This is a genomic window from Klebsiella sp. Ech2A (assembly GCF_030078455.1).
In the GTDB taxonomy this organism is placed as follows: domain Bacteria; phylum Pseudomonadota; class Gammaproteobacteria; order Enterobacterales; family Enterobacteriaceae; genus Klebsiella; species Klebsiella terrigena.
Genome location: NZ_JAQGFU010000082.1, coordinates 1 through 20,716 on the forward strand (window position 1 = coordinate 1; position 20,716 = coordinate 20,716).

A 20,716-nucleotide genomic window follows, 5' to 3' on the forward strand; every position below is an offset into this window, starting at 1 on the left:
GCAATAAGGTCCGCAGCTTCTGGCTGGGCCTGACCCACGGGCTGACCAGCAGCACGCCAACCCGCGACGCGACCCGCCGTTACTACCAGCATATGAACCGCCTGAGCGCGAACCTGGCGCTGCTGTCCGACGTCTCAATGGCGGTGCTGGGTGGCAGCCTGAAGCGTCGCGAGCGTATTTCCGCACGACTGGGCGACGTTTTAAGCCAGCTGTACCTCGCCTCTGCGGTGCTGAAACGCTATGACGATGAGGGGCGTAATGAAGCCGACCTGCCGCTGGTTCACTGGGGCGTTCAGGATGCGCTGTATCAGGCGGAGCAGGCCATTGACGACCTGCTGAAAAACTTCCCGAACCGCTTTGTCGCCGGCGTCATGCGCATTGCCATTTTCCCGACCGGCCGCCACTACGACGCGCCGTCCGATAAGCTGGACCATAAGGTCGCCAAAATTCTGCAGATCCCGAGCGCAACGCGTTCGCGTATTGGCCGCGGCCAGTACCTGACCCCGAGCGAGCACAACCCGGTCGGTCTGCTGGAAGAAGCGCTGCTGGACGTCATGGCCGCCGACCCGATTCATCAGCGTATCTGTAAGGAGCTGGGCAAAAACCTGCCGTTCACGCGCCTTGATGAGCTGGCCCGCAACGCGCTGGCGAAAGGGTTAATCAATCAGGAAGAAGCCACCGTTCTTACCCGGGCGGAGACCAGCCGACTGCGCAGCATCAACGTTGACGACTTCGCCCCGGATGAGCTGGCCACCCGGCCGGTAAAGCTGCCGGAGAAGGTCCGCAAGATTGAAGCCGCCTGAATAATAAAATAGCCACATCACGATCGGGGCGGGGGGTTTCCTCCGCCTCTTTTTTTGCCCCCTCTGCCCCTGCTTACTCTCTTCCCCCCTTCTTTTCCCGCAAAAATCATTTCCCGCATTAGCGCGATAGGCTGCCAATCGGCCTGCGCCACGCGCAGCAAATTCCCGCTCAATAATTAAAATACCTACGTGGATCACGTTTCCCCCCTGTAACTCGGTTCAGCCTGCTGAACAAGGCGTATTTTCCCCTTTCCAGAGTAGATAGGCTTTATATCAACAAGAAACGGGAGCCGTTATGGGCGGTAAAGGATGTAATTCATTAATCCGGGCAGAAAAAATACTGACCTACATTGCATATGTCGGAGCGGCCAGCTTTATGGAGCTGCTAAAAGAATTTCAGTACCCGAAAAGTAGCCTGCTGAATTTATTAAACACCATGGTCGACTGCGGATTTTTAATAAAAAGTGAGCGCAATCAATACTCGCTTGGCATAAAAAATTACGAGCTTGGGTGCCAGTCGTTGCACAGGAAAAACATATTCGAGGTGACGAAGCGCCCGATGCAGGAGCTTTCGTTGAAAAGCGGACTGGTCTGCCACCTGGGGGCGATGGAGAGTTACTCGGCCATTTACCTGGATAAAGTCGAGAGCCCGGATTCCGTGCCGACTAAAAAAAGCTGGATCGGTAAAAAATTAGAATTACATATCACCGCGCTCGGTAAAGCGCTGCTGGCCTGGAAGCCGCGAGAAGAGATGGATTATTTTCTCGATGCCTTAATTCTGAAAAAGCACACGAAAAATACCTTCACGGATAAAAAGTTATTTCGTGAAGAGCTACAGAAAACGCGCCTCAGGGGATGGGCGATAGATAATGAAGAATCGACCTATGGGGCAGTCTGCCTGAGCATGCCTATTTTCGATATGTATCATCGCGTGAATTATGCAATCTCATTATCGGGAGATCCAATAGTTTATTCCGGGAAAAGGGTCGATGGTTATCTCGAACTGCTCAGGCAATGCGCCGATCAGATCTCGCATGGTCTGGGTTATAGAAACGAAAATGAATATTTAAGAAAAGGAAATTGATCTAATGAAAAAATTCAGGGGAATTATTCCACCGGTCTCCACGACGCTCGATCGCAACGGCAACATTGATAAAATAGCCTTAAAAGAAGTCGCCGATTTTCTTATTAAGAAAGGCGTCGACGGCCTGTTTTATCTGGGAACCGGCGGCGAATTTAGTCAGATGAATGCCGGGCAAAGGATGGACCTCGCCGAGGCGGCAATCGCGGCGGTTGGCGGACGCGTTCCGGTATTAATTGGCGTTGGCTCCCCCTCCACTGACGAAGCAGTCAAACTGGCAAAACACGCCGAAACCTGCGGCGCGGACGGCATCGTTATTATTAACCCCTATTACTGGAAAGTTGCCGCCAGCAACCTGGACGACTATTACCATCGCATCGCCAGCAGCGTCCGCCTGCCGGCGATCGTTTATAACTTCCCGGACCTCACCGGCCAGGATCTCACCCCTGATACCGTCAAACGCCTGGTCCTGCAAAATGAAAACATCGTCGGTATTAAAGACACTATCGACAGCGTCGGCCACCTGCGGGCGATGATTAACACCGTCAAAGCCGTGCGCCCCGACTTCTCCGTGTTCTGCGGCTTCGACGACCATTTACTCAATAACCTGCTGCTGGGCGGGGATGGCGCCATTACCGCCAGCGCAAACTTCGCGCCGGAACTGTCCGTAGGCATTTTTAGCGCCTGGCAAGATGGCGATCTCGCGACAGCGGCGACGCTCAATAAAAAATTGCTGCAGCTACCGGCTATTTACTCCCTGGAAACACCGTTTGTCTCCCTTATCAAGTATGCCATGCAGTGCGTGGGGCTACCGGTGAATACCTATTGCCTGCCGCCGATTCTGGATGCGTCGGAAGAGGCAAAGGCGCGAGTTCGCGAGCTGCTCGCCTCGCAGGACATTTTAAAATCTTAAGGAGGCATTCGATGTCCATTGACGATATTTTTGCTAGCGATAACCCGGATATCTACCGCGTCAGAACCCACGCTCCGGGCCCGCAGGGCGAGCTACCGCTGACCAGGGATATGCTCATCAACCGCCCTAGCGGCGATATTTTTGGCATGACCATGAATGCCGGGATGGGCTGGTCGCCGGATGAGCTGAATCAGGACGGTATCCTGCTGCTTAGCACGCTGGGTGGGCTGCGCGGGCCGGACGGCAAACCCGTCGCGCTGGCGCTTCATCAGGGACATTACGAGCTGGACATCCAGATGAAAGCAGCGGCGGAGGTCATCAAAAACCATCACGCGCTGCCTTACGCGGTGTATGTCTCCGATCCCTGCGACGGACGCACGCAGGGAACCACCGGCATGTTCGATTCATTACCTTATCGCAATGATGCCTCTATGGTGATGCGTCGCCTAATCCGTTCCCTGCCGGGAGTTAAAGCGGTGATTGGCGTGGCAACCTGCGATAAAGGGCTGCCCGCCACCATGATGGCGCTGGCATCGCAGCATGATAAAGCGACGGTGTTGATCCCCGGAGGGGCCACGCTGCCTGCTTTACATGGCGAAGATAACGGCAAGGTGCAGACTATCGGCGCGCGTTTTGCCAACGGCGAATTATCGCTGCAGGACGCTCGTCGGGCGGGCTGTCAGGCCTGCGCTTCGTCGGGTGGCGGCTGCCAGTTCCTCGGAACCGCAGGCACCTCGCAGGTCGTCGCTGAAGGCCTTGGCCTCGCTATTCCGCATTCTGCGCTCGCGCCTTCGGGCGAACCGGTCTGGACGGAGATCGCCAGAGCATCAGCGCGGGCCGCGCTGATGCTGAGCCAGAAAGGCATCACGACGAAGGATATCCTCACCGATCGCGCTATTGAAAACGCCATGATGGTCCATGCGGCATTTGGCGGCTCCACCAATCTCCTGTTGCACATCCCGGCAATTGCCCATCAGGCGGGCTGCCATATTCCGACGGTGGAGGACTGGATACGCATTAATAAACAGGTGCCGCGCCTGGTCAGCGTACTGCCCAATGGCCCGGTTTATCACCCAACCGTCCGAGCCTTTATGGCTGGCGGCGTACCGGAAGTGATGCTGCATCTGCGCCAGCTGGGTCTTCTGCATGAGGACGTCATGACCGTAACGGGCAATACGCTAGGGGAAAATCTCGACTGGTGGGAGCGCTCCGAGCGTCGGCAGATATTTAAAAATCTGCTGCTCAGCCAGGAGCAGGTTGCTCCCCAGGAGGTCATCATGTCTCCGCCGCAGGCGCAAAAAAGCGGGTTAACTTCCACGATTACCTTCCCGGTCGGCAATATCGCTCCGCAGGGCTCGGTCATAAAATCCACGGCCATCGATCCCTCGGTCATTAATGAAGACGGTATTTATTACCATAAGGGCGTAGCGAAGGTGTACCTCTCGGAGAAAACCGCCATTTATGATATCAAACACGACAAAATTAAAGCGGGCGATATTCTGGTTATTATCGGCGTAGGGCCGTCCGGCACCGGGATGGAGGAAACGTATCAGGTTACCAGTGCGCTGAAGCATTTATCCTATGGGAAGCATGTTTCGCTTATTACCGACGCCCGATTCTCCGGTGTTTCCACCGGCGCCTGCATTGGCCACGTTGGGCCGGAAGCACTGGCAGGCGGCGCTATCGGGAAATTACGCACCGGGGATCTCATAGAAATTAAAATTGACTGCAAACAGCTCCACGGCGAAGTCAATTTCCTGGGTCTCGCTAACGCTCAGGAACTCCCCTCTCGAGAGGAGGCTACCGATATGTTAAACGACAGAAGCAGCCATCCTGATTTAATGCCCGATCCTGATTTACCGGATGATACCCAACTCTGGGCGATGCTCCAGGCGGTGAGCGGCGGAACCTGGCGCGGCTGCATCTACGACGTAAATAAAATAAGCGCAGCATTGCACCAGCATATGACTAAATCCTGAAAAAATAATCAAAACCATTATTACATTATTAATGAGAGGACGTTATGCCACTATTAATTGTTGTGGCAGGTATCGCTGTACTCCTGCTTTTAACCATAAAAATAAAACTCAACACTTTTGTTTCATTAATTATTGTCTCGCTGGCCGTGGCTATTGCCAGCGGCATGGACCTGAATAAGGTCGTCGCTTCTGTCGAATCCGGACTGGGCGGCACCCTGGGTCATATCGGCTTGATATTCGGTTTTGGCGTAATGCTGGGGCGGTTATTATCCGATGCCGGCGGCGCGCAGCGTATTGCATTGACCATGCTGAACTATTTTGGCGTCAAAAGGTTGGACTGGGCGGTAGTAACGTCGGCATTTATTGTCGGTATCGCGCTATTTTTCGAAGTCGGTTTAATTCTGCTGGTACCGATTTTATTCGCCATCGCCAGGGAAGCTAAAATATCACCGATGTATATGTGCGTACCGATGCTGTCGGGTTTGTTAGTGGCGCACGGCTTTCTGCCGCCGCATCCCGGCCCTACCGTCATCGCCAGAGAATATGGCGCAGATGTGGGTGTCGTGCTGATTTATGGCATCATCGTGGGTATTCCAACCTTTATTCTCTGTGGCCCGCTGCTGAATAAAGTATGCCAACGGCTGATCCCGGAGGCATTTACCAAAGAAGGCAACATTGCTTCCCTTGGGGCGACAAAGAGCTTTACCGAAAGCGAAATGCCGGGGTTTGGGATAAGTTTTCTGACCGCCATGCTGCCGGTTATCCTGATGGCGCTGGTCACCATTATGCAAATGGTCCGGCCAAAAGACGCAGGCGACCCCGGTATGCTCTATTCCGTGTTCCTGTTTTTGGGAAACTCGACGATCGCGATGCTGATTTCGCTGCTGTTCGCCATTTGGGCGATGGGGCTCGGGAGAGGAAAAACGATTCCGGAACTGATGGACTCCTGCGGAAAAGCGATTGCAGGTATTGCCGGTCTGTTATTGATTATCGGCGGTGGCGGCGCATTCAAGCAGGTGCTGATTGATTCTGGCGTCGGCCAGTATATTTCGACGCTGGTGGCAGGCACGGATATCAACCCCATTCTGATGGCGTGGGGAGTGGCGGCCTTTCTGAGGATTTGTCTGGGCTCCGCAACGGTTGCCGCCATCTCCACCGCAGGCCTGGTGATCCCTCTGCTGTCGGCACATCCAAACACAAACCTGGCCTTGATAACGCTTGCGACGGGCGCAGGCTCCTGCATTTGCTCTCACGTCAATGATGCAAGCTTCTGGATGATAAAGGATTTCTTCGGCCTGACTATCAAGGAAACCCTACTGTCCTGGACGCTAATGTCAACAATGCTATCCCTTTGCGGCCTGATCTTTATTCTGCTGGCCAGCATGGCGATTTAAGCCACGCGGCCATGCTTCACGCAGTGCCCCTTAAACCCCCCCGCCTGGGCCAGGGTTTACGGGGCACCGTCCTATAGCCGCCTCTGAAGTAAAAAAAGCCGCGTGAATAAATCCGGCCAGCCCGTCTTTATGGCTTTTCTCCTCCTGTGCCCCTAAGCCCAGGGCTACCCTTTCCCGCACAAATCGTTTCCAGCATTAGCATTTTTTTAACAAAATATTCCGCTGACTATCCAGAGACTGATATGGTGTTAAAGTGACTATAACAGCCTAATGATAATGGAGTTCACCACCGTGCCAGGCCTGAAAATTACGCTACTGCAACAACCGCTGGTGTGGATGGACGGTCCCGCCAACCTGCGCCATTTCGATCGCCAGCTGGAAGGCGTCAGCGGGCGCGATCTGATTGTTTTGCCTGAAATGTTCACCACCGGCTTCGCGATGGAAGCCGCTCAGCAGTCGCTGCCGCAGGAAGAGGTCATTGAGTGGATGCGGGCGAAAGCGCTGCAGACCAATGCCCTCATCGCGGGTAGTGCTGCGCTACAAACCGAACGCGGCCCGGTTAACCGCTTCCTGCTGGTGGAGCCCGGCGGTAAAACCCATTTTTATGATAAGCGGCACCTGTTCCGGATGGCCGAAGAGCACCATCACTATACGGCCGGCAACGAGCGGGTCGTCTTCGAGTGGCGCGGCTGGCGGATCCTGCCGCTGGTTTGCTACGACCTGCGCTTCCCGGTGTGGTCACGCAACCATAACGACTACGATTTGGCGCTGTACGTGGCCAACTGGCCGGCGCCGCGTTCGCTGCACTGGCAGTCGCTGCTGGTTGCCCGGGCCATTGAAAATCAGGCCTACGTCGCCGGCTGTAATCGGGTCGGTACCGACGGTAATGGCCACCACTATCGGGGCGACAGCCGCATTATCAGCCCCCAGGGAGAAATTCTGGCAACGGCAGAGCCTCATCAGGCCACGCGCCTCGATGCGGAGCTGTCGCTCACCGCCCTCAACGAGTATCGCGAAAAATTCCCCGCCTGGCAGGATGCTGACCCGTTTAGCCTGAATTAATTCCCCTCCCCCTCGTCAGCGAGGGGGAAAAGCCTTTCAGGCCGTTAATAATACTCCGCTGAATTCAGGCACCATAAATTTTCGCCCACCTTCAGCCATCCTCATCAGCAAGCAACCCAGCCTTCCTCGGTTATCGTATTTTTATGACCTGGGCCGAGGACCAGCATGTCTACGTGACCTTTGGCGGAAAAGATACGCATCCTGGTCACTCGCGGAGGCAACCCTCCCGGCTACTCGCCACGTCAGCCTGGGGCGGGAGGGGGGAAATCAACGCCATGGTTGCTCAGGAGTAAAAAAAACAGCGCCCAACACAGCTCCGGGCGCTGCATGGCAACCTTAATCCAGGCTTTTCACGGCCTCGCGCATTCCCTGCACCAGAATAGTTTCCAGGTGAGCAGTCACCTGCGCGGTAAGTCCTGGCAGCAGCGTGAGATCCTCGCCCCAGTGGACCTTGTCGCAGAGCACGGCGTCCACCAGTTCGCACAGCGTCAGGTCATTGCCGACTCGTGGCCATAGTTCGGCAAACAAACTCAGCCACTGTTCGTCATCCTGTAACGGATAGCTTTCACCCGCCCGTACCCCGCGGTAAAAAGCAATTAACGCCGCCAGAGCAAACGTTAACCGCACGGGCCAGAGCATATCCTGCCGCCCTGCCTGCAATTGCGGCAAAATACGCGTGCGGAATTTAGTCATACCGTTGAGCGCGATGGAAAGAAGCTGATGACGAATATAAGGATTCTGAAAACGCCCTGTAACCGAATCGGCAAATTCACGGAGCTCATCGGCGGGTAGAGCCAGCGTCGGAATGATTTCCTGGCCGATCGCCTGTTCAACGAAGCGGCGCACATCGGCATCCTGCATCGCCTCCCCAACCGTTTCCAGCCCACACAGCCAGGCCACCGGCACCAGTGCAGTGTGTGCCCCGTTCAGAATGGCGACCTTGCGCTCCTTGTACGGTTTAATATCGTTAACGACGCGGATATTCAACGGGCATTCCGCCAGTTTCAGCTCCGCAGCCAACCAGGCTGGCCCCTGAATAACGAACAGATAAAAGTGCTCGGCGGTATCCAGAAACGCATCGCGATAGCCCAGCGTTTCTTCCAGTGAGGATGCTTCTTCGCACGGATAGCCTGTCACAATTCGGTCCACCAACGTGGAACAGAAGGTATTTGCCGTCTCTACCCAGTCGGCAAACGCCGGGGCCAGTTGCCACGCCTGAGCATATTGCAGAACCAACGCCTTCAGTGCGCGACCGTTATAGTCGATAAGCTCACAGGGGATAATCACCCACCCCTTATCTGCGGCACCGTTAAAGTGATTAAAACGTTCCAACAGTAGGCGTGTGAGTTTGGCTGGAAAACTCACCGGCGGAGCATCGTCCACGCGATCCGCCGGACGATAGCGAATCCCGGCCTCTGTAGTATTCGAAAAAACAAATCGGATATCCGGACCGTGGGCCAGCGCTAAGTACGCGGTAAAATCCTGATACGGGTTGATCTCATTATTCACCGAGCGGATCAAGCGCACCTCACTGACAGCCTCCCGCTGTTCATTCAATCCACGTACGATCGTGGTATACAGCCCATCCTGCGTGTTCAGCGACGGAGGGAAGTCGGTATCGATCGGCCGAACGATCGTCACGCCTGCCTGGAGATCCGTTTTCTCATTCAGAATATCCAGTTGCCAGCCAACAAATGCACGCAGGAAATTACCTTCGCCAAACTGGATCACCCGTGTAGGATAACTTGCACCAGGAAAATCCCTTCGATTCAATGTCTTCATCACAATATCCTTATCAGAACGTGATCACGCCCTTGATCAGTTCACGGTTGTTAATCACATCCTGTTCGTAAATTTCCGCCAGTGTGGCGAAGGGGTAGCGATGCGTAAGCATCATGTCCGCGCTTAATTTACCTTCCGACATCAGACGACCGACTTTGGCAAAATCTTCTGGCGTGGCGTTACGACTGCCCATCATCGTGGTTTCCTTCTTGTGGAACTCCGGATCGGAAAACTGTAAATCCCCCTTGAATAGCCCAACAAATACAATACTGCCGCCGTGACGGATCAAGTTGACGGTGTTATTCATCGCCTGCTGGTTTCCCGTCGCATCGATCACCTTCTGCGCCAAAGAGCCGCCAAACCGGGCGCGGAGCTGCGCATCAAAATCCTCCGTAGACGGATCGACCGCCGGGAGCCCAAGGCGGGAGACAACGTGTTCCCGGCGCATGGGACTGGTATCCGCCACCACCACCTGCGCGCCATCGGCTTTGGCAATAGCCGCTGCGCCGAGACCGATTGGACCTGCCCCCACCACCAGCACCTGCTCACCGGGCACAATCGCCGCCCGACGTACCGCATGCGCGCTGATGGCATAGGGTTCAATCAGCGCCGCCGCGTGCGGGTCTATACCCTCGGCGTCCAGCAGGTTGGTTACCGGAACCGATAAATATTCGCTAAATCCACCGTCCTGATGCACGCCAATTACTGAAATTTTTTCGCAGCAGTTAGTGCGGCCGCTTAGACATGCCGGACACTGTTGACAGGCCACATACGGAATAACAGCGACCTGTTGACCATTTTTCAGATGCTGTATATTCCCCCCGAGACCGACAATTTCCCCACATATTTCATGGCCCAGCACCCGTGGATAGCTGAAAAAAGGTTGATTACCTCCCCAGGCGTGGATATCAGTCCCACAAATCCCGACAGATTTAACTTTTATTAATGCTTCGCCTTCTCCTGGAATAGGTATTTCACGTTTCTTCCAGACTAATTTTTTCGGTTCCTGGCAAATCAGCGTATTCATAGTAGACATGATCCTGCTCTCCTTTTTTTGTTGACTCAGATATCAATGAAAATAAAAAATCAGGAGAAATGAGAAACATAATCTGTGAATTCCAACCCATAAAAATGTTTTAAATCGGGTTTTAATACGTAAAAAAGGGGGAACTATGAGCCGCTCGCAGAATTTACGTCACAATGTGATTAACCAGATAATCGATGATATGGCCCATGGTCATATCCCTTCTCCGCTACCTTCACAAAGCGCGTTGGCGGAGATGTATAACATCAGCCGCACGACGGTACGCCACATGCTGAGCCATTTAGACGAATGCGGCGTGCTGACGCAGGTTGGCAGCCACTACGTCATCATCCGTAAACCTGACCATAACGATGGGTTTTCATGCACCATCGCCTCAATGACCGAGCAAAATCGTATTTTTGAACAGGCATTTTTCACCATGATTAACCAGCGCCAGCTGTGTGCAGGAGAGATATTTTCCGAGCTACAACTCGCCAGAGATGCGGGAGTAAGCCCCGTAGTTGTACGAGAATATCTTTTAAAATTCGAGCGTTATACTCTGATAAAAAGCGAGAAACGCGGTCAGTGGAGCATGAAGCAATTCGATCAGGCTTACGCGGAACAACTATTCGAACTGAGAGAAATGCTGGAAACCCATTCCCTGCAGCACTTCCTGAACCTGCCCGACGACGATCCTCGTTGGCTGCAGGCGAAAACCCTGCTGGAGCGTCACCGGATGCTCCGTGACAGCATCGGCAGCAGCTTTCGTATGTTCTCGCAATTAGACCGGGAGTTCCATGCGCTATTGCTTTCCGCTGCTGAAAATATATTTTTTAATCAATCACTTGAAATTATCTCCGTGATATTCCACTTCCACTATCAGTGGGATGAAAGTGACCTGAAACAGCGTAACATTATCGCCATCGATGAACATATGACCATCCTCAGCGCGCTGATTTGCCGCAGCGATTTAGATGCGATCCTCGCACTTCGTAACCACCTTGAAACGGCAAAACAGTCAATGCTGCGCTCTATTCGGCAGAACAACAGATAAAATTAAAAGCGGATTAAAAACATAAATTTGCAAAATACCCCACAATCTTATTATCAACTCATATTGAGCTATTTACTCCCTCTTACAATCTGGGTGTCTGCTAAACAAACTTTTCTATTTTTATTAGCAAAAGAACATCACAACAGGAGTCAACATGGCGATTACAATCAAGGATATAAGTGTTAAAGACATCCGTTTCCCGACATCCAGGAATCTGGATGGTTCTGATGCAATGAATGCAATATCCGACTATTCCGCGACTTATGTCACATTAATTAGCGATCATCCGGAAAATTTAAAAGGGTATGGCCTGACGTTTACCATTGGTCGCGGCAACGATTTATGCGTTAGCGCAGTAAAATCTTTAGCTGAATTATTTGTTGTTGGCCGCACGCTGGAAGATATTACGGCTAACTTTGGTCAATTCTGGCATGAACTTGTTTCAGGAGATTGTCAATTACGCTGGGTCGGCCCGGAAAAAGGCGTTATCCATCTGGCAACTGCGGCAATTATTAACGCACTATGGGATCTCTGGGCGCGCTCACAGAATAAAACTGTATGGAAAATGCTGGTAGATATGTCGCCAGAAGAGCTTGTTCGCTGTATCGATTTCACATACATCGAGGATGTTCTGACCCCCGAAGAAGCAATCACATTGCTGCGTAGAGTCGAATCCGGTAAAGCACAACGTGAAAAAGAAATGCTGGAAACGGGCTTCCCTGGCTACACAACGGCAGCAGGCTGGCTTGGCTATTCGGAAGAAAAAATGCGCCAGCTTGCGCGCCAGGCCGTTGCCGATGGCTGGACACATCTGAAGCAAAAAGTCGGTGCCGATCTTGAGCAGGACATTCGCCGCGCCACCATCCTTCGCGAAGAGCTCGGCTGGGAGCGCAAGCTTATGATGGACGCCAACCAAATATGGGGGGTTGATGAAGCCGTTACTGCTATGCGAAAACTCGCCAAATTTGATCCGCTGTGGATCGAAGAACCCACCAGCCCTGACGATATTCTCGGTCACGCGGCGATAAAAGCGCGAATTGGCGATATTGGTATTGCCACCGGTGAACATGCCCATAACCGGGTTATGTTTAAACAATTCTTCCAGTCAGGCGCGATGGACTTTTGCCAACTGGACCCTGCCCGTCTGGGAGGATTGAATGAGGTACTCGCCGTCGTATTAATGGCGGCTAAATTCGGTGTCCCGGTATGCCCGCATGGTGGAGGCGTCGGTCTTTGTCAGTATTCGTTAAATATCGTTTTATTTGACTATATCGCCGTATCTGCATCACTGGAAAATCGAGTCTTAGAATATGTTGATCACTTACATGAAAACTTCGAAGAGCCGCTAGTTATAAAACGCGGAAGATATTATCCGCTGATGCAACCGGGCTATGGTGTAAAAATGAAACCCGATACATTAACGAATTATTCATGGCCAGATGGCCAGGAATGGTTAAGTTAGTCTATAAAGTTAAACGGGCGTTTCATTAAACGTCTGTTTAAAACCCCTGCCATAATACTGGCTACCCGCTTTCTAACTACTATTATGAATAGATGGCAGTAGCTTTCCACCATTTTGATTGGAAGCTTGTTTATGAGTCAAAGTGATAATGAAAAGATTGTCAATTCTGCGGTAAAAAAATCAATTATTCGTCTTTTACCGTTTTTGGCACTCATGTATGTCATGGCTTATCTGGATCGCGCCAACATTGGCTTTGCTAAAGACGCATTCCAGGTCGATACGGGACTAAGCAATGCAGCATATGCTTTTGGTGCCGGAGTATTTTTTATAGGTTATGCGCTATTTGAAGTTCCCAGTAATATCTTATTATACAAAGTAGGAGCCCGTTTATGGCTTTCACGTATTATGGTTACATGGGGGCTTATTTCTGCTGCAATGATGTTTGCTCATGACGAGAAAACATTCATTATATTACGTTTTCTCCTCGGTGCATCCGAGGCAGGATTTATGCCCGGCGTGATGTTATATCTGACATTCTGGTTCCCGCTTGATATTAGGGCGAAAGTTGCTGGCTACTTTTGGTTTGGGCCGCCGATTGCCTTTATTCTCGGCGGACCGGTATCAGGCGGGTTATTAACTATCCATGATTTATGGGGATTGCATAACTGGCAATTAATGTTTCTGATTGAAGGACTATTAGCCGCTCTCGTTGGGGTCGTCGCATTTTTCTATCTGGATGATAAGCCGTCAGATAAACGCTGTACCTTTCTCACGGCAGAAGAAAAACGGGCGCTAAGCGCCATTATGGACAAAGAAGAGCAGACTAAGACAAGCCATGGGCCCCAGGGAATACTGAAAGCGCTGTGCGATCCCAGGGTGCTGTATCTCTGTTTAATCTGCTTTACCATTCAGGTAGGTTCTTACGGTATTGCTTTCTTCCTGCCTTCTCAGGTAGCGGCATTATCAGGACAAGGCGTGGGTTTCATCGTGGGCGTTTTATCTGGTATTCCATGGCTATGCGCACTTTTTGCCGCCTGGTATATCCCGCATCTGTCGACAAAACTGAAAGAACGCCGCTGGATAAGTACGATTACGCTGCTCTTTGGTGGCCTTGGCGTCGCGCTATCCGGGATGCTCGCAGGTACGCCCGTCTGGGCTTTTATCTCGCTTTGTATAGGTTGCGCTGGCCTTCTGGCTGTCCAGCCCATTTACTGGACTTTCCCAACCAGCTATCTCGGTGGGGCAGCGGCAGCGTCAGGGATTGCGCTGATTAACTCGCTAGGCAATCTCGGTGGGTTCGTTGCGCCAAACATTCGTGTATGGGCTGAAAATACCTTTGATTCGAATATCGCAGGGCTTTGCCTGCTGGGTGGGATAGCGATTATCGGCGCTATTATGCTTGCCGGTATATTCCGTATTGGCATACGACGTGATTTGGACAGCCCGACGCCCGAGAAAAGTCACAGCAAAGAAACCTCAGGAGCCGCGACGAGGGCTACTTCCGGTACAGTCGATTAATGGCCGGGTGAACGCATTGTTTTTCATCTAAAGTAAAGCGCCTTCAATTGAGGGCGCTTGAGATATTAGATAACGGAGCCTCTATCAGCCCTTCACCTTTAACATCGGGGTGGCTGGTACTCACATTCCCCATAAAAGTCGACACCTTCTCCATCTACCGGACTCATTTCCCCCGTCCATCCGTTTTATTTCGCCGACGCTATCATTATACAACGGCGTCTAATGGTCGGCCTCCAGCAGCGGCGCTAAAAATTGCGCCGCTTTTCTGGCGCCATTCGCGGTAATGGTATGACCGACGCCGGGTTCGAAATAAGTATCAACATCGACACCGATAGCGGCGAGTTTTTGTGCGGCGGTTTCGCTTTCGCGGATAGCGATCGTCGGATCGTTGGCGCCATGGACCAGCAAAGTCGGCGTCCCGTTATTGGCTTGCCACGGCGCCGGCGAGGCCAGACGACCGGAAAACGAGATCGCAGCGGTGAGCGGAAACGCTCCGCTCACCAGCGCATCGAGGGTCATAATGGCCCCCTGAGAGAAGCCGGCAAGCACCAGCCGATCTTCGCCGGGCGAGAGCTGATGTTGGCTGATAATCGCCTCAATGCTGGCATAAAAGGCGCGGCGCGCGCCGGCAATCCGCTCCGGCCGCGTGGCGTCGCTGATGCCGTTGAGGCTGAACCACTGGTAGCCCGGCCCCATATCAAAGCTGGCCGTGCCGTTAGGGGTCGCGATCGTCACGCCGGGAAGCTGCTGACGCCAGAAGTGGCCGAGGCCCTCTAAATCGTCGCCGCTGCTGCCGACGCCGTGTAGCAAAATAATCAGTTTTTTCATCTCTGGCTCGCTTAAAGTCCGTAACCGCTCAGATCCGGCCCTGCAGGAACAATCCCATTGGGGTTCAGCGTCTTGATGGAGTAGTAGCCCTGCTTAATATGGTCGATATTCACCGTTTCGCGAATGCCCGGGATGGCCAGCAGAGCGCCAAGATAACGATCGAGGTTGCGGTATTCCGCCAGCCGGCGGAGATTACATTTGAACAGGCCGTGGTACGCCGCATCGAAACGAATCAGGGTGACGAAAAGACGAATATCGGCCTCGGTCAGCGTCTCGCCGCTCAAAAAATCGCGCGTCGAGAGGTGCTGTTCGAGCCAGTCCAGCATTGAGAAAACATCCTTGACCGCTTCCTGATAGCTCTCCTGGGTGGTGGCGAATCCGGCGCGATACACGCCGTTATTGAGCTTCGGATAAATATCGCTATTGAGCCGGTCGATCTCTTCGCGCAGCGCCTGCGGATACAGGTCGATACGGCTGTCCGCCAGCTCGCCGAAGCCGTTATTAAACATCCGTACGATATCGGCAGACTCGTTGTTGACGATGGTGGCGGTCTTTTTATCCCACAGCACCGGGACCGTGGCGCGCCCGGTAAAGGTCGGGTCCGCCCGGGTATAGAGCTGATGCAGCCACTCGACGTTATTCAGCGTATCGCGGTTAGCGCCGGGATAGTCGCCAAAATGCCAGCCTTCGTTGAGCAGCCAGGGCTCAACCACCGATACGCTGACCACCGCCTCCAGCCCTTTCAACCTGCGGGCAATTAGCGTACGGGATGCCCACGGGCAGATCAGCGCAACGTACAGATGGTAGCGATCCGGCTCGGCCTGAAACCCGCCGCTGCCGGAGATCCCAGGCTCGCCGTTCGGCGTGACCCAGTGGCGAAAGCTCGAGGTCTGGCGCAGAAAACCGCCTTTTTTATCGGTCGCCTGCACCGGGTGCCAGTCGGCGGTCCATTTCCCATCAATCAGCATAAAACCCCCGTTACGATTTCAGCGACGTCGGTTTTAACGCGTATTTACCGTCTCCGGTGAGCGCCAGCACGATCAGGCCAACGATCCAGAAAGCGGGGAATTCCCAGCCGCCGTTCGGGTTGGTAAAGAAGAACCCGGCCGAACCGTGTACCGTGAAGATCGCGCCGAGTAGAATGGGAATCAGCACCACGGCCACGATACGCGTATAGATACCGAGGATCAGAGCGATGGCGCCAAAAAATTCAACCGCCATCGTGATATAGGCCAGCCAGCCCGGAAGGCCAAGCGAGGCGAAGAATTTTGCGGTGCCCGCGGGGGTGAAGGCGAAGAATTTCAGGCCGAAGTGCGCCAGAAACAGGATGCCGAGCGCCAGGCGCATGACCAAAGCGGCATAGGGAGTAGTACGTTGATCAATCATGGTGAAATCCTCTTGGGTGATTAGCATCTCTTCCTGCGCAACGATGGCGGCGGGGAAACGACCTTAAGTAAGAGGACTGTACAATATTTTGTGGGCCTGATTATCCCGTCAAAATGGGCATATTTATTTCCATAATGGAAATAATCATCAGCACCGCGCCCGCTCCCCATCGGCAGAAAAGGCCTCGACGAGGAAATCGATCATCACCCGCGATTTGTGCGCCAGATAGCGGGCGGGCGGAAATACCGCAAACAGCGCCAGCGGCGGGGCTTCATATGGCGCCAGCAGCGAAACGACCCGCCGCTCGTCCAGCGCTTTTCGGGCAATAAAGAACGGTAAACGAGCAATCCCCAATCCGGCGCAGGCGGCGGCAAGACAAACCTCGGCATTGGAGAATTTCAGCTTGCCGTATACCGGCTGCGTGTGGAGCTGCTGCTGTTCATCGAGGAAGGGCCAGTTCCAGGGATCGCGAAAGTTGGTATCGACAATCAGCGCATGCTGGCTCAGGGCTTCCCAACGTTGGGGCTCGCCGTTAGCGGCCAGGTAATCCGGCGACGCCACTACCACGCTACGTATTGGGCACAGGCGACGGGCGAGCAGCGTGCTATCGGTCAAATTGCCGATACGCAAGGCGAGGTCGAAACCTTCATCTACCACGTTCACCAGGCGGTCGGAAAAACTGACATCCAGCTCGATATCCGGATAGCGACGGGCGAAGGTGACCAGGTGGGGAGCCAGCTGCGTGGAGCCAAAGCTCACCGGCGCGGAGATGCGCAGCTGTCCGGATGGAGCGTTGGAGAGCGTGCGCACCGAGTCGTTGAGCTCATCGTAATCAATTAACAGCTGGCGGATACGCTGATAGTAGGCCAGCCCGACGTCGGTGGGGGTGAGCGAACGGGTGCTGCGCCTTAACAGCTGTACGCCAAGGTCGCTTTCAAGGCGGGAAATAAGCTTGGAGGCCTGGCCGTGGCTGGTTCCGCAGCGCTGGGCGGCATTGGTAAAACTGCTGGTTTCCATTACCGCAACGAACATTCGATCGCAATCCAGCCGTTCCATAAAGCGTTTCCCACTCTTTTTTGAAAACGCCACCATAGCAAAATGCCCCGGATGAGCCTAGCTGTGCTCGCGGTCACAGCATTAATACGCCGGTTTTCTGGCGCAGCCCCGCAAAATAACCTTATAATTGCTGCACCTTTTCCTGTCTTAAGTTTAAGCTGGAGATACAATGGAGCTCAGTCGCAGGCAGTTCTTTCGCATCTGCGTGGGTGGGATGGCAGGGACAACCGTAGCATCGCTTGGTTTTCTCCCTGCGTTTTCCGCTAACGCCGAGACGCGTCAATATAAACTATTAAAATCCAAAGAAACCCGTAATAACTGCACCTACTGCTCGGTGGGTTGCGGCATCATCATGTATAGCCTTGGGGATAACGCGAAGAACGTGCGTGAAAGTATTTACCACGTTGAAGGCGATCCCGATCATCCTGTGAGCCGCGGTTCTTTGTGCCCGAAAGGCGCCGGGGTGCTGGACTATATCCATAGCGAAAACCGTCTGCGCTATCCGGAATATCGGGCGCCGGGGGCGGATAAATGGACGCGCATCAGCTGGGACGAGGCGATTAATCGTATCGCGAGGTTAATGAAAGACGACCGCGACGCCCACTTTATCGAAAAAAATGCCCAGGGCGTCACCGTTAACCGCTGGACCTCAACCAGCATGCTGTGCTCTTCGGCGGCGAGTAATGAGACCGGGATCCTTGACGGCAAATTTACCCGCGCGCTGGGGATGGTGTCGATTGACTGCCAGGCGCGCCTTTGCCATGGCCCGACGGTTTCGGCGCTGGCGCCGACCTTTGGTCGCGGGGCGATGACCAACAACTGGGTGGATATCAAAAACGCCAACGTTGTGCTGATTATGGGCGGCAACGCGGCGGAAGCGCATCCGGTTGGCTTTAAATGGGTTATCGAAGCCAAAATTAAAAATAATGCGACGGTGATCGTCGTTGATCCGCGTTTTAACCGCAGCGCAGCGGTAGCCGACCTGTACGCGCCGATCCGCGCCGGTTCCGACAGCGCCTTCCTGCTTGGCGTGATTCGCTATCTGATCGTGCACGATCGGGTGCAGCACGAGTACGTGCGCCACTACACCAATGCCAGCATGATCGTGCGTGAAGACTATGCTTTCGATGCCGGGCTGTTCAGCGGTTTTGATCCTGACCAACGGCAGTATGATAAAACCAGCTGGAACTACGAGCTGGATGAGAACGGTTTCGCCCGGCGGGATGAAACCTATCGCCACCCGCGATGCGTCTGGAACCTGATGCGGCAGCATGTCGACCGCTACACTCCGGAAATGGTCAACCGCCTGTGCGGAACCTCGATCGACGATTTCCTGCGCATTTGCCAGCTTTTGGCCAGCACCAGCGCGGCTAATCGCACCGCCACGATATTATACGCCCTCGGCTGGACCCACCATACTGCGGGCGCGCAAACCATCCGCGCCGCGGCGATGCTGCAGCTGCTGCTGGGCAATATCGGCATGGCCGGCGGCGGGATTAACGCGCTGCGCGGGCACTCCAATATTCAGGGCTATACCGACCTGGGGCTACTCTCCACCAACCTGCCAGGATATATGCCGCTACCATCGGAAAAACAGCCCGATTATCAAACCTATATTGCGCAAATCACTCCAGCGGCCTTGGGGGCGGGTGAAGTTAACTACTGGCAAAATACGCCGAAATTTTTCGTCAGCATGATGAAAAGCTTCTGGGGCGATGCTGCAACGGCGGAAAACAATTGGGGCTATGACTGGCTGCCGAAATGGGACCGGCTATACGATGTGATGACCCAGGCCGAGCTGATGACCCAGGGAAAAATCAATGGCTATATTGTCCAGGGTTTCAACCCGCTGGCGGCGTTTCCCGACAAGAACAAGTCGTCCAGAGCGCTGGCGAAACTGAAATATATGGTGGTCATCGACCCGCTGGTGACGGAGTCAGCCAACTTCTGGCAAAACCACGGGGAAATGAACGATGTTCGCCCCGCCGATATCCAGACCGAAGTCTTCCGCCTGCCGTCCTCCTGCTTTGCAGAAGAGGATGGTTCAATTGCTAACTCTGGCCGCTGGCTGCAGTGGCACTGGGCGGCAGCGGAGCCGCCGGGAGAAGCGCTGCATGACGGCAAAATTTTGGGGCGGCTGTTTACCCGTCTGCGCGAACTGTACCAGCAGGAAGGCGGCGCCAACCCGGCACCCATCCTCAATATGTCGTGGAATTACCACGATCCCCGCGATCCGCTGCCGGAAGAGGTGGCCCGTGAGGCCAATGGTAAAGCACTGCGCGATATTGTTGATGACCAGGGCAAGGTGATCGTCAAAAAAGGCCAGCAGCTCAGCAGTTTTGCGCAATTGAAGGACGATGGTTCCACCAGCAGCTACTGTTGGGTCTATTGCGGCTGCTGGACCGAACAGGGCAACCAGATGGCGAATCGTGATAATAGCGATCCTTACGGGCTGGGCTGTACGCCCGGCTGGGCCTGGTCATGGCCGGCTAACCGCCGCATTCTCTATAACCGTGCGTCGGCCGACCCGGCGGGCAAGCCGTGGGATCCGCAGCGCGCGTTGCTGCACTGGGACGGCAAACGCTGGGCGGGAATAGATGTTGCCGACTATAACCAGGCGGCACCGGACAGCAACGTCGGGCCGTTTATCATGAACCCGGAAGGAGTGGGCCGTTTGTTCGCCTTGAACAAAATGAACGATGGCCCCTTCCCTGAACACTATGAGCCGATAGAGTCCCCGATTGGCACTAACCCTCTCCACCCGGAGGTGGTCTCCAGCCCGGTGGCACGGATCTTTAATGATGATCTGACGAATATGGGCCATGCGGATGAGTTCCCGTACGTGGCGACCACCTATTCGATCACCGAACTGTTCCGCCACTGGACCAAACATGCACGTCTGAACGCCATCGTGCAGCCGGAGCAGTTTATTGAAATCGGCGAGAAGCTGGCTAAAGAGAAAGGCATTTTGAGCGGTGACATAGTCAAAATCGTCTCGAAACGCGGTTTTATCAAAGCCAAAGCGGTGGTGACGAAACGTCTACAACCGCTGATCATCGATGGACGTACGGTCAATACGATCGGCATTCCCTGCCACTGGGGTTTTGAGGGGGCAACCCGGAAGGGGTTCCTGGCGAACACGCTGACGCCTTCGGTGGGCGATGCGAATTCGCAAACGCCGGAATACAAAGCCTTCCTCGTGAACGTGGAAAAGGTGTAAGGGAGACGACTTATGGCTTATCAATCTCAAGACATTATTCGTCGTTCCGCGACTAACGGTTTCACCCCCGCGCCTCAGGCGCGGGACCACCAGCAGGAGGTGGCGAAGCTTATCGACGTCACCACCTGCATCGGCTGTAAAGCCTGTCAGGTGG

The 20,716-nt window shown here is 54.0% G+C and carries 16 protein-coding genes and 1 pseudogene; 11 read left to right on the forward strand and 6 right to left on the reverse strand.

Annotated elements, in window-relative coordinates; all coding sequences use genetic code 11:
- The 6 genes from PFH44_RS15490 to PFH44_RS15515 form a co-directional block, all read left to right on the forward strand.
- Nucleotides 1-803 (forward strand): acyl-CoA dehydrogenase domain-containing protein (locus PFH44_RS15490; protein WP_283825439.1); only part of this gene is annotated, 803 nt, incomplete at its 5' end.
- 295 nt (nucleotides 804-1,098) lie between these two features.
- On the forward strand, nucleotides 1,099-1,887 hold the full coding sequence (locus tag PFH44_RS15495; protein ID WP_045854095.1) for an IclR family transcriptional regulator: 789 nt from the start codon (nucleotides 1,099-1,101) through the stop codon (nucleotides 1,885-1,887).
- A 4-nt stretch (nucleotides 1,888-1,891) separates the two neighbouring features.
- Nucleotides 1,892-2,797, forward strand: a complete 906-nt coding sequence (locus PFH44_RS15500) for a dihydrodipicolinate synthase family protein (protein WP_283825440.1) — start codon at nucleotides 1,892-1,894, stop codon at nucleotides 2,795-2,797.
- A gap of 11 nt (nucleotides 2,798-2,808) precedes the next feature.
- Nucleotides 2,809-4,776, forward strand: coding sequence for a YjhG/YagF family D-xylonate dehydratase (locus tag PFH44_RS15505; protein WP_283825441.1), 1,968 nt, complete (start codon nucleotides 2,809-2,811; stop codon nucleotides 4,774-4,776).
- Between the two features lie 44 nt (nucleotides 4,777-4,820).
- Complete coding sequence (locus tag PFH44_RS15510) at nucleotides 4,821-6,170, forward strand: GntP family permease (RefSeq protein WP_045854092.1); 1,350 nt, start codon at nucleotides 4,821-4,823, stop codon at nucleotides 6,168-6,170.
- A gap of 291 nt (nucleotides 6,171-6,461) precedes the next feature.
- Nucleotides 6,462-7,232: an amidohydrolase gene (locus PFH44_RS15515; RefSeq protein ID WP_045855398.1), complete on the forward strand. Its 771-nt coding sequence runs from the start codon at nucleotides 6,462-6,464 to the stop codon at nucleotides 7,230-7,232.
- A 336-nt stretch (nucleotides 7,233-7,568) separates the two neighbouring features.
- Here the strand turns inward: PFH44_RS15515 and PFH44_RS15520 are convergent, their stop codons facing one another.
- Both PFH44_RS15520 and PFH44_RS15525 read right to left on the reverse strand, forming a co-directional pair.
- Complete coding sequence (locus PFH44_RS15520) at nucleotides 7,569-9,014, reverse strand: tagaturonate reductase (RefSeq protein WP_283825443.1); 1,446 nt, start codon at nucleotides 9,012-9,014, stop codon at nucleotides 7,569-7,571.
- A 13-nt stretch (nucleotides 9,015-9,027) separates the two neighbouring features.
- Entirely contained in the window at nucleotides 9,028-10,050 is a 1,023-nt protein-coding gene (locus tag PFH44_RS15525; protein ID WP_045854090.1) for a zinc-binding alcohol dehydrogenase family protein, read from the reverse strand.
- 136 nt (nucleotides 10,051-10,186) lie between these two features.
- Between PFH44_RS15525 and PFH44_RS15530 the strand changes: the two genes are divergently transcribed.
- The 3 genes from PFH44_RS15530 (at nucleotide 10,187) to PFH44_RS15540 (ending at nucleotide 14,072) form a co-directional block, all read left to right on the forward strand.
- Nucleotides 10,187-11,092: a GntR family transcriptional regulator gene (locus PFH44_RS15530; RefSeq protein WP_045854089.1), complete on the forward strand. Its 906-nt coding sequence runs from the start codon at nucleotides 10,187-10,189 to the stop codon at nucleotides 11,090-11,092.
- Between the two features lie 154 nt (nucleotides 11,093-11,246).
- Nucleotides 11,247-12,554: an enolase C-terminal domain-like protein gene (locus PFH44_RS15535; protein WP_045854088.1), complete on the forward strand. Its 1,308-nt coding sequence runs from the start codon at nucleotides 11,247-11,249 to the stop codon at nucleotides 12,552-12,554.
- A 132-nt stretch (nucleotides 12,555-12,686) separates the two neighbouring features.
- Nucleotides 12,687-14,072, forward strand: a complete 1,386-nt coding sequence (locus PFH44_RS15540) for an MFS transporter (RefSeq protein WP_283825444.1) — start codon at nucleotides 12,687-12,689, stop codon at nucleotides 14,070-14,072.
- Nucleotides 14,073-14,291: 219 nt separating this feature from the next.
- On the opposite strand, the gene PFH44_RS15545 is transcribed toward PFH44_RS15540, so the two are convergent.
- The 4 genes from PFH44_RS15545 to PFH44_RS15560 form a co-directional block, all read right to left on the reverse strand.
- Nucleotides 14,292-14,900 carry an alpha/beta hydrolase gene (locus PFH44_RS15545; protein ID WP_045854087.1) on the reverse strand — a complete coding sequence of 203 codons (609 nt, stop codon included), beginning with the start codon at nucleotides 14,898-14,900 and terminating at the stop codon, nucleotides 14,292-14,294.
- Nucleotides 14,901-14,911: 11 nt separating this feature from the next.
- Entirely contained in the window at nucleotides 14,912-15,868 is a 957-nt protein-coding gene (locus PFH44_RS15550) for a glutathione S-transferase family protein (protein WP_283825445.1), read from the reverse strand.
- 10 nt (nucleotides 15,869-15,878) lie between these two features.
- Nucleotides 15,879-16,286 carry a DoxX family protein gene (locus PFH44_RS15555; protein WP_045855396.1) on the reverse strand — a complete coding sequence of 136 codons (408 nt, stop codon included), beginning with the start codon at nucleotides 16,284-16,286 and terminating at the stop codon, nucleotides 15,879-15,881.
- A 147-nt stretch (nucleotides 16,287-16,433) separates the two neighbouring features.
- A complete protein-coding gene (locus PFH44_RS15560; protein ID WP_045855395.1) occupies nucleotides 16,434-17,342 on the reverse strand; it encodes a LysR family transcriptional regulator in 909 nt (302 codons plus the stop codon).
- A gap of 169 nt (nucleotides 17,343-17,511) precedes the next feature.
- On the opposite strand from PFH44_RS15560, the gene fdnG reads away from it, so the two are divergent.
- Both fdnG and PFH44_RS15570 read left to right on the forward strand, forming a co-directional pair.
- Nucleotides 17,512-20,562 (forward strand): formate dehydrogenase-N subunit alpha, encoded by a 3,051-nt coding sequence (gene fdnG / locus PFH44_RS15565; protein ID WP_283825446.1) that lies wholly within the window; start codon nucleotides 17,512-17,514, stop codon nucleotides 20,560-20,562.
- Between the two features lie 12 nt (nucleotides 20,563-20,574).
- A pseudogene (locus tag PFH44_RS15570) lies at nucleotides 20,575-20,716 on the forward strand (formate dehydrogenase subunit beta); the annotation flags it as partial.

What these genes read in the sequence shown, in the direction of transcription:
- PFH44_RS15550 (WP_283825445.1), bottom strand. Translation starts at nt 15,868, where the DNA reads ATGCTGATTGATGGGAAATGGACCGCCGACTGGCACCCGGTGCAGGCG.
- PFH44_RS15525 (WP_045854090.1), bottom strand. Translation starts at nt 10,050, where the DNA reads ATGTCTACTATGAATACGCTGATTTGCCAGGAACCGAAAAAATTAGTC.
- PFH44_RS15530 (WP_045854089.1), top strand. Translation starts at nt 10,187, where the DNA reads ATGAGCCGCTCGCAGAATTTACGTCACAATGTGATTAACCAGATAATC.
- PFH44_RS15540 (WP_283825444.1), top strand. Translation starts at nt 12,687, where the DNA reads ATGAGTCAAAGTGATAATGAAAAGATTGTCAATTCTGCGGTAAAAAAA.
- PFH44_RS15500 (WP_283825440.1), top strand. Translation starts at nt 1,892, where the DNA reads ATGAAAAAATTCAGGGGAATTATTCCACCGGTCTCCACGACGCTCGAT.
- PFH44_RS15545 (WP_045854087.1), bottom strand. Translation starts at nt 14,900, where the DNA reads ATGAAAAAACTGATTATTTTGCTACACGGCGTCGGCAGCAGCGGCGAC.
- fdnG (WP_283825446.1), top strand. Translation starts at nt 17,512, where the DNA reads ATGGAGCTCAGTCGCAGGCAGTTCTTTCGCATCTGCGTGGGTGGGATG.
- PFH44_RS15535 (WP_045854088.1), top strand. Translation starts at nt 11,247, where the DNA reads ATGGCGATTACAATCAAGGATATAAGTGTTAAAGACATCCGTTTCCCG.
- PFH44_RS15560 (WP_045855395.1), bottom strand. Translation starts at nt 17,342, where the DNA reads ATGGAACGGCTGGATTGCGATCGAATGTTCGTTGCGGTAATGGAAACC.
- PFH44_RS15555 (WP_045855396.1), bottom strand. Translation starts at nt 16,286, where the DNA reads ATGATTGATCAACGTACTACTCCCTATGCCGCTTTGGTCATGCGCCTG.
- PFH44_RS15505 (WP_283825441.1), top strand. Translation starts at nt 2,809, where the DNA reads ATGTCCATTGACGATATTTTTGCTAGCGATAACCCGGATATCTACCGC.
- PFH44_RS15520 (WP_283825443.1), bottom strand. Translation starts at nt 9,014, where the DNA reads ATGAAGACATTGAATCGAAGGGATTTTCCTGGTGCAAGTTATCCTACA.
- PFH44_RS15495 (WP_045854095.1), top strand. Translation starts at nt 1,099, where the DNA reads ATGGGCGGTAAAGGATGTAATTCATTAATCCGGGCAGAAAAAATACTG.
- PFH44_RS15510 (WP_045854092.1), top strand. Translation starts at nt 4,821, where the DNA reads ATGCCACTATTAATTGTTGTGGCAGGTATCGCTGTACTCCTGCTTTTA.